Here is an 11,560-nt window from a genome sequence, read left to right on the forward strand (position 1 = left end):
AAGGGATAATAAAACCAGACGACTCGCAATGCAAATTAGACTGCTTAATGGGGCGGAAATGGGGGAAAGGAAAGTGGTATAGGAAAGTGGTAAAGCCCCACCTAACACTGTGGGGCTTTATGCGGAGTTCGAGGGGCCTTATTTGGCTGCCCACGCCTTAAAGGTTTTTCCGGAGTTGGCCAGTTCTTTCAGCAAGTTGGATGGCGCCCAGTAGGCGTCGCCATGTTGCTGGGCAAATTCACAGATGCGGGCATAGATTTTGTCCAGGCCAATATGATCGGCGTAGTGCATAGGGCCACCGCGATATACCGGGAAGCCGTAACCAAAACAGTACACCACATCGATGTCACTTGGGCGTTGGGCAATGCCTTCTTCCAGAATCTTGGCGCCTTCGTTAATCCAGGCGTAAGTGAGGCGTTCCAGAATTTCTTCATCGCTGATCTCACGACGGGTGATGCCTTGAGCGTTGGCTTGCTCTTCGACTACCTTCATGACCTCAGGATCGTTGATGCGAGCACGGGTGTTGGTGTCGTACTTGTAATAACCGGCACCGGATTTCTGACCCAGGCGACCCATTTCAACCAGAGCATCGGCGATACAGTAGGTTTTGGGTTCGCCTTTTTCTTCATCGCTAAGGGCCTGGCGAGCTTTGTAACCAATGTCCAGGCCTGCCAGATCGCCCACCGCCAGTGGGCCCATTGCCATGCCCCATTGCTGCATAACACGATCGATTTGCTCGGGGCTGGCGCCTTCGATCAGGCACAGTTGCGCTTCGCGACCGTATGGGCGCAGCATGCGGTTGCCGATAAAGCCATAGCAGTTGCCTGCCAGAACCGGCACTTTGCCAATCTTTTTCGCAAGCTTCATGGAGGTGGCGATAACGTCATCGGCACTGTTGCTGCCACGAACGACTTCCAGCAGTTTCATCACGTTGGCGGGGCTGAAAAAGTGCAAGCCAATGACATCGGCGGGACGCTGGGTGGCGTTGGCGATGGCATCGACATCTTGGTAAGAGGTGTTGGTGGCGAGGATGGCGCCTGGCTTACACACTTTGTCGAGTTTTTGGAAAACGTCCTTTTTGATGTCGACGTTTTCAAAAACCGCCTCAATGACCAGATCCACATCGGCCAAATCTTCATAGCGAGTGCTGCCACTGATAACGCTCAGGCACTGGGCCTTTTGCGCTTCGGTCATTTTGCCCTTGCTGACGGTAATGCTGTAGTTCTTATCAATGATCGCCATGCCGCGATCGAGGCCTTCCTGGTTGATTTCCAACATGGTGACTGGAATACCCACATTGGCAAAATTCATGGCAATGCCACCACCCATGGTGCCGGCACCGATAATGCCGACACGCTTGATGTCGCGAAGTTCGGTGTCTTTGGGCAATCCCAATACCTTGGCGGCTTCGCGTTCAGCGAAAAACATATGACGCATGGCGGCGGATTGCGGGCCCTGCATCAATTCAACAAACAGTTCTCTTTCTGTGGCCAGGCCTTTGTCCATATCCTGATTCACGGCGGCTTCAACACAGCGAATGATGTTTTGAGGTGCCTGTTGGCCACGATAGCGTTTGGCGGCTTTGCTGCGTGCCGCTTCAAAGATTTCAGCGCCGGCTTTGCGGGTCGGGATATCGATATCACGCACGCGCTTCAACATGGCATTGTCTTCGGCCAGTGATTTGGCATAGGCAATGGCGCCTTGTTCCAGGTCACCTTCGACAACCACATCCACTAGGTTCATTTTTTCAGCTTTCTTGGCGGCGACTGGATTACCGCTGGTAATCATCTCCAATGCGGCTTCCACCCCGGCCAGGCGAGGGGTGCGCTGGGTACCGCCGGCACCGGGAAGCAGCCCCAGCTTCACTTCTGGCAGACCGACTTTTGCACTGTTCAGGGCCACGCGGTAGTGACAGGCCAAAGCGGTTTCAAAGCCGCCACCCAAGGCGGTGCCGTGAACAGCGGCAACCACGATCTTTTGGGAATCTTCAATAACGTTCAGCATGTCGCTCAAAGAGGGCGACTTAGGTGGTTTGCCAAACTCAGTAATGTCCGCGCCGGCAATAAAAGTGCGGCCTTCACAGATAATAACGATCGCTTTGCTGTCGTCTTTTTGAGCTTTTTTAATGGCTTTACAAATGCCATCGCGCAAGGCATGGGACAGCGCATTCACCGGTGGATTGTTCAGACGAATCACACCAATGCCATCGATAATTTCATATTGAGTTACGGACATGAAAAACTCCTGCTGGGGGTTCTTGGGTATAGCACGCCATTTTACTTTATGTGTAACTAAAATGGCATGCCTTTACGGATTTAATTCTGTGGAGTGCCGGGCAGAACCCGGACTGAAAGGTTTGCACGGTTTCGTTCAAACACATATTGCTTCAAGCGCATTGCGTTGACAGGCCAGTGGCCGGTCTCAGTGTATAAATCGCAGGGTGATAATTTTATGACAAGCAGCGGGCCTGTCATAGTATTTCAAACAGTATTTCCCGAATAAATCACCCTGCGAAAACGGCATTGCCGATTAACGAATGCTGATACTCAGGGCAAAGCCCTGCAACGCTTTCTCCAGTTCTTTAACACGCGAAGTCTCAGCGACCTCTATGCTGGTGGTCAGTCCTTTTTCGGTATCGTGAATACATTCCACTCGTGCCTGAATCCCCAGCTCTGCCAAGCGTTCCAGCAATACGGTTTCAGTGGCCATACGGCGCAGTTCCGGCTTAAAGATTTTGCCCACGGCGGTGAGGGGAATTTCATTCAATACCGTGATGCGCTTGGGAACACCAGCGCGTTCAGAAATGGTGTCGGCGGCGTAAGCCATCATGTCTTCTTCATTGTAGTCGGCCCCTGGATGCAAAGTGATATACACCACGGGCAGTTCGCCAGCGTAATCATCAGGCTGGCCGACGGCGACGGCTTGGGCAACACTCGGATGTTTGAGCAAAGGGTCTTCGATGATCACCGGATCGATATTGTGACCGCCGCGGATGATCAGGTCTTTGGCGCGCCCGGTCAGATACAGGTAGCCTTGCTCATCTTCGTAACCCAGGTCGCCGGTGTTAAACCAACCATCGACCCAGGCTTTTTCATTGTCACTGTCCTCAAGGTAACCGGCAAAGATGTTGGGGCCTCGGCTCAGCACGACACCGGCTTCCCCCGACTCACAGCGACGCACCAGTTTGTTGCCATCCACGTGCGCGATAATGCGCTCGGCGTAAGGCACCCGAAGGCCGGTGGCGCCCGGTGGTGGTGGCTGTTTGGAGCTGGTCACTGAGAGCATAACGGTGGTCTCGGTCATGCCATAGCCATTCAGAATGGTGCAGTCGAAGCGTTCTTCAAAGTTTTTCTTTAGCTGAATCGGCAGTGGTGCGGCCCCACTTAAGACTTCGGTTAGGCAGCTGATGTCACAGTCGCCGACCGGCACCTCGTAAATCAGCGACAAGATAGTGGGTACACAGGGGAAAGCGTTAAATTGGAAGCGCTCAATGTGATGCCAAAAGTTTTCAATGACATTTGGGTTGCGAAAGCCGCTGGGGGTCATGATGACAATATTCAGACCCGCGGCGATGGCGCCAATCCCCGAGACCATCAGGCCATAGATGTGGAACATGGGAAGCGCCGCAAAGACGTTTTCCCGAGGGCGGTCACTGACCCGATCTTTATAAAACTGAGCGATAAACGCGAAGTTGGCCTGGCTGATCTGGGCAACTTTTGGGCGGCCAGTGGTGCCGCCAGTGTGCATATAACAGGCGATGTCTTCGCCCTTGAATTCACGCTTGCTGTCGAGACAGTTCGGGTTTTGCAGTTCCAGCTGCTGATTGTAATCGGTAACGTGAACGTTTAAGTCGTCGGGGATTGCATCGGTAATGCCGGGCAGGGAAATAAGCACCAGATGTTCTATCTGCGGACTCAACTGCAGGACGGCTTTGGTGGTTTCCCAGAGATGCGGAGCAGAGGGCATCGGAGCCATGGCTACAAAGACTTTGGAACCGGTGACCTCAATAATTTCGGCGATATGACGGGGTTCCAGTAAGGGGTTCAGTGGGCTGGCAATACCGGCGCATTGTGCACCCCAGATAGCGTAGACCGTATGGGGCAGGGTGGGCAGCATAATCGACACGGCATCTTTACTTTCGACACCCAGGTTATGAAACAGGTTTGCGGTCTGGTGTAAGCGAACCAGAAACTGTTCGTAGGTAACGGGAATGGCGATATCGTCTTTCACCCCGGTGGGCAGAAATTCCATGACATTGTCACTGGCGTGATCCCGGCAGGCCTGCTGGAAAATATCGTAGGTATTGTTCCAGGGGTAACGTTGCTCAACGGGGATTTTTTCAAATTCCAGTGTGTCTTCCAGAGTGAGTACATCGGCTACGGACTGTAGCTTGCTCATAGTGTCGCCTCTTAATTTATTGATTATTGTTGCTTTATTGACCAGCTGCGCATTGCTCGGTGGACAGAGTTGGGTTTTTATACCACTGTCTGGTTTTTTGTTCCACTGTGCGGAACATTGTTTTATGATCCGGCTTTTTGCGATGCCGCTTTTCAGGTGGGCGCGATACGTGGGGTCCGATAAAAGTGCTCGAAAGGCGCTAATAAACAGGCTAAAAACGACGTATCGCCTTCTTTGCCGGAGATCGATGTCGTTCAGTGAATGGATGTAAGGAGAATGACGGGTGAATGTAACCCCACAACGGTTTGAATTTGATTGCGACAGCCCTATGCACTTGCGCGAGCAAGGTGATAACCGTTTTCGCTATGCCGTTGACGTCAGTGATCGCTGGTCCTTTGGTACTGCGCCGAACGGTGGGTATATGGCCGCCTTATTGGCAAAGGCTGGTCGGCTTTCCTTGCCGGACCACCCCGACCCCATTTCATCAACCACACAGTTTGTTCGTGCCGCCCAACCCGGAGACGCCGAGATTGAGGTGAGGGTCTTACGTGAAGGTGGGCGTCTCGCCCAAACGACTATCGAGCTGGAGCAGGCTGGGCAGATATGCGCCCAGGCAACCGTTGTTTATAGCGATTTACAAAAGCCCAAAGGCGTAAGCCATTTCCAGGGTGAGCGTCCAAATCTGGCGGCGTTGGAAGCCTGTACGCCGGTGACGGGCGCCAATGCCAGCTTTCGAGACCGCGTGGATGCGCGCTTCTTTCCAGAGTGTGCTGATTATTGGCCCGGTGGTGGGGGTGATCAAATGAGCAATGGAGGTTGGATTGCCATGGCTGATGGTCGTGAGAATGATGCGCTTAATTTGATTGTTTTTGCGGACGCCTTTCCGAGAGCAGTGGCCATGCGCAGTGGTAAAGTGGGTTGGATTCCCACCGTGGAGATGACCGTACAAATCCTTCAGGAAGCGGCGCCTGGGCATATTGCCTGTCTGTTCAATACGCGCAAAATCCACGGCGGTATTCTTGAAGAACAGGGTGAGCTTTGGGACAGCGAGGGGAATCTGGTGGCGCTGTGTCGACAATCCGCGGTGCCAAGAATCCCTCAGGATGCGGCCGCATGGGCTGACGATCCGGGTGACTTTCAGCGCCCTCCAGAATCGGGTAAAACCTATTAGAGGTGCATACTTTAAAAAGTGTTGGCGTTACGGTGTTGGGTTCAGTAGCGAATTAGGGTTGCTTCTACATTGCGCACCATGCGTTTCAATTGTGGCGCGACTTCATGTTCCAGAAATTCCGGTGACAGACGATAGGAGGGTCCGCCGGCATTGAAGCTGTATATCTGATTCCCGACCAACAGCGGAACAGATACGCCATTAATGTCTTTATCCCAGGAACCAAAACCGGTGCAGTAACCTTTTTCCTGGTAGTGTTCGATGGCCGCTTCAATGCCTTCACGCAGTTGCGGCCAGTCTTCCGGGTTTCGGTTTTCAATATGATGCAGAAAGTATTCGCGCTCATTGTGGGGGAGCAGGGTGAGATAGGCCTTGCCCAAGGCGGAGCTTGCCAGGGGAACTCGGTCGCCGACTTCATTGCGAAACGTCATCACGTTGGCGGGCGCGCAATATTCCAGATAAATCATTTTCAGGCGATCGCGATCGGCGAGGCCAACAGCGGTGCCGGTGTTATTGGCCAGTTCCTGCATAAGGGGTTTGGCGAGTTGGCGAATCGCCAGATTGGCCGTGAAGGCATAACCTAGCGCGAGAACGCCGCTGCCCAACTGGTACTTTTCCAAGCGCTCGGAATACACAAGGTAACCCAGCTTGGTCAGAGTGTAGGTCAGCCGGGACACGCTCGATTTGGGTAAGCCGGTACGCTTGGCAATATCCTGATTGCCCAGAAAGCCATCGCCGGGTTGGAAAGCACGAAGCACGTCCAGGCCGCGCGCGAGGGCGTTGATGAATTTGCGATCGGGTTCATCGTCATGGAGAACATCGCTGGGCAGGCTATAGATATTATTGGCGCTGGGCTTGTCCACTTTTTATACAGTCTCTGTTGGCAGCCTGGGAATCAAGCTTGCAATTATAGGCGAGTATAAATGATGATTATAGTCCTGCGCGTTTCGGGCTATAATCGCGTCCCCCGATCACACACCTGATGCAGTTCTGTAGATTGCTATGCCCAGCCCGAAACCTTTGCCTATAGTCGCGCCAGATGGCGCCAGCGATATTAAACTGATCTTCTTCGATGTGGACGGCACATTGCTCGATCGTGACGGGCAATTCAGCGATTCCTTGCGTGATCAGCTCAAAAGATTGAGGGGAATGGGGATGTCCCTCGCGATTGCCTCGGGACGACCACCGTTCGCCTGCCAGTTTTTATTCGAGCAATTGGGGCTGATAGACACAGGTTTATTTTATACCGGAGGCTTGGTTTTCAATCCGGTGACACAGCGTGCGTTGCTGCAGCACTGTCTGTCACATTCTGAGGCTCAAGCGTTATTTGAAGCCGCCAACGAGTTGGGTTTGTACTTTGAATTGTACGATGAACAGCGTTTTGTTATAGATCCGGCGCATCAATGCGCTCCTCATATCCTGGAAGAGCACAGCCGTCAGCTGCGTTGTGAACCGCAGCGGGAGGATATTGGTGCTTTGCTTCTGAGTGCGAGATCTGAGCGTGTCGACAAGACAACGTCCCCTTGGGTTAAAGTGTTGGTGGGTGAAGAAGCCGCACAGAGTGATTATTTACCTGAGTTGGAAAGGCGATTTCCAGATCTCCATTTTGCCTACGCCTCATTACCGGCTTATCCCGAGTGGCGTTTTGCCAGTGTGATACCTAAGTCCGCCGATAAACATTTGGCCTTTGATCAGTTGCTGATACATCATCAGGTGAGCGCGAATGAAGTGATGGCATTTGGTGATGCTGGGTCGGATAAGGTGTTTTTACAACGATCTGGCTTGGGGGTGGCGATGGGCAGTGCGCCGGATGATGTGCAAGCATGCGCTGATTATCATTGTCCCAGCTCTGATGATGACGGTGTTGCCCGGGCGTTAGCGTGCTTCTTTCCCGAATAAGTCAGACTTGAACCGGCTTAATGGCTTTTTCAGCGCTTACCCAAATGCCGGGACTTCGCTTATAATGGCAGCTGTTTGAAGCTGTGCAGGTTGAACATTGACGGCTGCGCGGCAAGGTTTTTACTGTAGTGACAACATGATTAAAGTTGGCTTTAAAAAACGTTCCCTGTTCATTTCATTATTGCTAGGCTCGCTCGCCTTTATCGCGGGCGCGATATTTGGGTGGGATTTGCCTGCCGATAAGGCACTTCATTTTCTCCTGATGACGATGCTGTTGTTGGCTATAGTTATGGTGGCAGCACTGATAACGGTCTTGCTGATCAAGCTGTTGCGCCGTTTGTTTTAAGTTCTGAAAATCGATCATTGTTACTGAGGAATATTGAGCTTGAGAAGCCCAGATACTACTTGTGTACCAACAGCTTATGCCCGTGCATTATTGCAGGCGGCAAAAGAAAAAGGCTGTGATGTCGATCGATTGCTGAGCGATCTTTCGATTGATCGACAGGAGCTGGACGATGCGCTGTATTTCTCAGCGGTGAAGTATGGCCAGCTTTACCAGCAGGTCATGATCGTCATGCAAGATGAGCTCTTCGGTATGATCAGCTCAGGAAAGGTGCGTTTGGGCTCCTTCCGTATGCTGTGTTATGCCGTCCTGTCCTGCAATACATTACGTCAGGCCATCAACCGTGCGGCAGAGTTCAGTGAAGTCGCTCGTGGTTTTATCGTTCGAGGCTCATTACAGGAAGACGGTGATAAGGCCCAAGTGGTTATGCGCCGCATTAATGGGCCTGAAGGTGAGGGTGCCGCGGAATTGATTGCCAATTCAAGCCCTGACAAGATTCGTACGACCATGGCGGTGTGGCATCGCTTCAACTGTTGGTTAATCGGTCAGGAAATTCCTCTCAGTGCACTGTGCTTTACGTTCAACTGCCCTGAAGAGTTTCAGGTACTGGCGGAAAGCTATCCTGCTGAACTTTATTTTGACCAGGAAGAAAACCTGTTGGAATTCCCGGCGGAGTTTTTGGATTATCCCCTGGTGCAAAACCGCGAAACACTCTTTGATTTTCTCCGTTCAGGTCCTTATCACCTGGTGATTAACGACAGCGCCCAGCGCAGCTTGAAAGCCAAAGTGCGTGCGATTCTCTCCAAAGACGTGAGTGATGCCATGCCGAGCGCGGAAGAGGTTGCGTCCCGCTTGAATCTGTCAGTGACGACACTACGCCGAAAATTACAGGCGGAAGATACGTCCTATCAGAAGCTAAAGGATGAATGCCGTATGGAAGCTGCTTTTCATTACTTAAGTTGCCCGGACTTGAACAATGCGTGTATTGCCGAGCGTTTGGGGTTTGATGAAAGCAGTGCGTTTTTCCGGGCATTTAAAAAGTGGACGGGCGTCACGCCCGGAGATTATCGTAAGCAACTTGCGAATCATAAACCGGCGAAATAAAGAGCAATGCTGAAGCATTTGTTCCATTGAGTTTGATCGAGGGGCCCAGTGATTCACCTCTCGATATCTTCCGCAACGTCTTCAGCGATCTTCCCAGCAAGTCCAGCGCTAAGCGCCTTATGAATCCTATTCCTTTCGAAAGCTTATCCAACGCTTAGCTGAAAGTGTTTCAGACTGACCATTAACGTGTGTTCCAAATAGGCACCCTAAAGCCAATGGTATTCCTGTGGTCTCTCGCAGTGTCGCATCCGATCTGGACTACACTGTAGAAGCACGCTGTCACTTCTGGCCCGATTTGTCAGCCAAACTGGTCAATCTGGCTATTGTTGCAAATGGGGTGATCGGCGATTCTCACTCACCATAGAAATCTTATACATTCCTAACCGAGGTTACCATGGCCGAATACAAAGCACCTTTACGCGATATGCAGTTTGTTATGAACGAGCTGCTGGATTTTCCCGCTCATTATCAGTCCCTGCCGGGTTGTGAAGATGCGACTCCGGACGTTGTTTCTGCCATTTTGGAAGAATCAGCAAAGTTCTGCGAAAACGTATTGGCGCCTCTTAACCGTGTCGGTGATGAAGAGGGCTGTAAGTGGGATGACGGTGTGGTGACCACACCAACAGGTTTTAAAGAAGCTTATCAGCAGTATGTTGAAGCGGGTTGGCCTTCCATGACTGCGGATGTGAATTACGGCGGTCAGGGTTTACCAGGTTCTCTGGGTAGCATCCTCTCTGAAATGAAAGGTTGCGCGAACTGGTCTTGGGGAATGTATCCCGGTTTATCCCACGGTGCCAAGAACACCTTGGAAGAGCATGGTAATGAAGAGCAGAAGCAAACCTATTTGACCAAGCTGATCGATGGCAGCTGGACGGGCACCATGTGTTTGACCGAGCCGCACTGTGGTACCGATTTGGGTATGCTGCGCACTAAGGCTGAACCAAATGCCGATGGCAGTTATGCGGTAAGTGGCACCAAAATTTTTATCTCTGCGGGTGAGCACGATATGGCTGAAAATATCGTTCATATCGTTTTGGCTCGCCTTCCAGATGCACCTGCAGGTACCAAGGGTATTTCGCTGTTTATTGTTCCTAAAATGAATGTGGACGAGAACGGTGGTGTGGCGGATCGTAATGGTGTGCACTGTGGTTCCATCGAGCACAAGATGGGTATCCATGGTAACGCAACCTGTGTGATGAATTTCGACAACGCGAAGGGGTATCTGATTGGTGAGCAGAACAAAGGCTTGATGGCCATGTTCACCTTTATGAACACTGCGCGTTTGGGGACGGCCATTCAAGGTTTGGCTCACGCTGAAGTGGGTTACCAGAAATCGTTGGAGTACGCTCGTGAGCGTTTGCAAATGCGTTCTTTGTCAGGTGTTAAAAACCCTGAAGGTCCGGCGGATCCTATTATTGTTCACCCTGACGTTCGTCGTATGCTGCTGACTCAGAAAGCTTTTGCTGAGGGTGGCCGCATGATGATTTATTACGGCGCGCAGTTGGTCGACACTATGCAGCTCTCTGAAGACGAAGAAGAGCGTAAAGCAGCGGATGATATGTTGTCGTTCATCACGCCAATTGCGAAAGCCTTTTTGACCGAGACCGGTTTTGAAGCAGCAAACTTGGGCTTGCAGTGTTTCGGTGGTCATGGCTTTATTTCTGAATGGGGCATGGAACAGAATGTTCGCGATTGCCGTATTTCTATGTTGTATGAAGGTACCACAGGTATTCAGGCTCTGGATTTGCTGGGTCGTAAAGTACTGGGTTCCGGCGGTGAGTTGCTTAAGGGCTACACCAAGATGGTCCACAAATTCTGTCAGGCCAACGCGGACGTTGAAGGCTTGCAGGAATTTATCGCGCCGTTGAACGAAGTGAATAAAGAGCTGGGCGAGCTGACCATGCACATTGGTGGCAAGGCGATGGAAAATGCCGATGAGGTGGGCGCAGCATCCGTTGACTATCTGATGTACTCCGGTTACGCCATGTTGGCCTATTTCTGGGCTCTGGCGGCTAAGAAAGCGCAAGATACTTTGGCAGAAGGCACTACTGACGAAGCGTTCTACAAGGCCAAAATCAGCACTGCACGTTTTTACTTCGAGCGTATCTTGCCTCGTACCAGCAGCCTGGCCATCACGGTTAAAGCCGGTCTGGGTAACCTGATGGAACTGGATGAAGAGCACTTCGCCTTCTAAATCGTTTTAAGTTTGGAGTAAGCATGAGCCGATTAGATGGCTTGCGTGAAAAGCTTGTAGAGAATTTTAATCCTGAAGCGGCCACTGATATGTCAGAAGTGGTGCAGTTCGATATTTCTGATGCAGGCAATTATTTTTTAGTCATCGACAATGGCAGCTGTGACATTCAGGATGGAGAGCATGACTCTCCATCGGTTTGCATCAGTATGGACTCTGAAACGCTATTGGATATTATGGCCGGCAAATTCAGTGGAATGCAGGCCTTTATGTTTGGAAAAGTGAAAGCTGACGGAGATCAGCGTTTAGCGGCGATGATTGATAGCTTGTTTGTATATCAACGTACGAATAAGTCTGGCGATCTGTAGTCAGTCGCTGAATCTTACAAAGGACCACACTCGTGGTCCTTTTTGTTTTTGCAGTAATAACATAAAAAGCAGTGCTCACTAAGGCTGCC

Annotated in this window: 9 protein-coding genes; 6 read left to right on the forward strand and 3 right to left on the reverse strand. The window is 51.4% G+C overall.

Annotated features, from left to right (window positions below):
* Positions 1 to 138: 138 nt before the first annotated feature.
* Together ABWW03_RS18940 and ABWW03_RS18945 are read right to left on the reverse strand one after the other, a co-directional pair.
* The gene (locus ABWW03_RS18940) at positions 139 to 2,235 is read right to left on the reverse strand and encodes a 3-hydroxyacyl-CoA dehydrogenase NAD-binding domain-containing protein (RefSeq protein ID WP_353411070.1); all 2,097 of its coding nucleotides are present in this window, start codon (positions 2,233 to 2,235) and stop codon (positions 139 to 141) included.
* 294 nt (positions 2,236 to 2,529) lie between these two features.
* Positions 2,530 to 4,398, reverse strand: coding sequence for an acyl-CoA synthetase (locus ABWW03_RS18945; RefSeq protein ID WP_353411072.1), 1,869 nt, complete (start codon positions 4,396 to 4,398; stop codon positions 2,530 to 2,532).
* Positions 4,399 to 4,681: 283 nt separating this feature from the next.
* Here ABWW03_RS18945 and ABWW03_RS18950 point away from each other — a divergent pair, with 283 nt between their 5' ends.
* Positions 4,682 to 5,569, forward strand: coding sequence for a thioesterase family protein (locus ABWW03_RS18950; RefSeq protein WP_353411074.1), 888 nt, complete (start codon positions 4,682 to 4,684; stop codon positions 5,567 to 5,569).
* A 41-nt stretch (positions 5,570 to 5,610) separates the two neighbouring features.
* Here ABWW03_RS18950 and ABWW03_RS18955 read toward each other — a convergent pair whose 3' ends face one another.
* Positions 5,611 to 6,429, reverse strand: a complete 819-nt coding sequence (locus ABWW03_RS18955; protein WP_353411076.1) for an IclR family transcriptional regulator — start codon at positions 6,427 to 6,429, stop codon at positions 5,611 to 5,613.
* Positions 6,430 to 6,568: 139 nt separating this feature from the next.
* Between ABWW03_RS18955 and ABWW03_RS18960 the strand changes: the two genes are divergently transcribed.
* The 5 genes from ABWW03_RS18960 (at position 6,569) to ABWW03_RS18980 (ending at position 11,471) form a co-directional block, all read left to right on the forward strand.
* Entirely contained in the window at positions 6,569 to 7,465 is an 897-nt protein-coding gene (locus ABWW03_RS18960; protein ID WP_353411078.1) for an HAD-IIB family hydrolase, read from the forward strand.
* Positions 7,466 to 7,601: 136 nt separating this feature from the next.
* A complete protein-coding gene (locus ABWW03_RS18965) occupies positions 7,602 to 7,811 on the forward strand; it encodes a hypothetical protein (RefSeq protein WP_353411080.1) in 210 nt (69 codons plus the stop codon).
* Positions 7,812 to 7,850: 39 nt separating this feature from the next.
* Entirely contained in the window at positions 7,851 to 8,912 is a 1,062-nt protein-coding gene (locus ABWW03_RS18970; protein ID WP_166844808.1) for an AraC family transcriptional regulator, read from the forward strand.
* 394 nt (positions 8,913 to 9,306) lie between these two features.
* Positions 9,307 to 11,106: an acyl-CoA dehydrogenase C-terminal domain-containing protein gene (locus ABWW03_RS18975; protein ID WP_353411083.1), complete on the forward strand. Its 1,800-nt coding sequence runs from the start codon at positions 9,307 to 9,309 to the stop codon at positions 11,104 to 11,106.
* Between the two features lie 23 nt (positions 11,107 to 11,129).
* Positions 11,130 to 11,471 carry an SCP2 sterol-binding domain-containing protein gene (locus tag ABWW03_RS18980; RefSeq protein ID WP_353411085.1) on the forward strand — a complete coding sequence of 114 codons (342 nt, stop codon included), beginning with the start codon at positions 11,130 to 11,132 and terminating at the stop codon, positions 11,469 to 11,471.
* The last annotated feature ends 89 nt before the right edge of the window (positions 11,472 to 11,560 follow it).

The sequence above is a fragment of the Pseudoteredinibacter isoporae genome, assembly GCF_040372805.1.
GTDB lineage: Bacteria > Pseudomonadota > Gammaproteobacteria > Pseudomonadales > Cellvibrionaceae > Pseudoteredinibacter > Pseudoteredinibacter isoporae_A.

Excerpts from the sequence above, each read along its gene's own strand:
- ABWW03_RS18975 (WP_353411083.1), top strand. The coding sequence starts at position 9,307 with ATGGCCGAATACAAAGCACCTTTACGCGATATGCAGTTTGTTATGAAC.
- ABWW03_RS18940 (WP_353411070.1), bottom strand. The coding sequence starts at position 2,235 with ATGTCCGTAACTCAATATGAAATTATCGATGGCATTGGTGTGATTCGT.
- ABWW03_RS18960 (WP_353411078.1), top strand. The coding sequence starts at position 6,569 with ATGCCCAGCCCGAAACCTTTGCCTATAGTCGCGCCAGATGGCGCCAGC.
- ABWW03_RS18945 (WP_353411072.1), bottom strand. The coding sequence starts at position 4,398 with ATGAGCAAGCTACAGTCCGTAGCCGATGTACTCACTCTGGAAGACACA.
- ABWW03_RS18965 (WP_353411080.1), top strand. The coding sequence starts at position 7,602 with ATGATTAAAGTTGGCTTTAAAAAACGTTCCCTGTTCATTTCATTATTG.
- ABWW03_RS18980 (WP_353411085.1), top strand. The coding sequence starts at position 11,130 with ATGAGCCGATTAGATGGCTTGCGTGAAAAGCTTGTAGAGAATTTTAAT.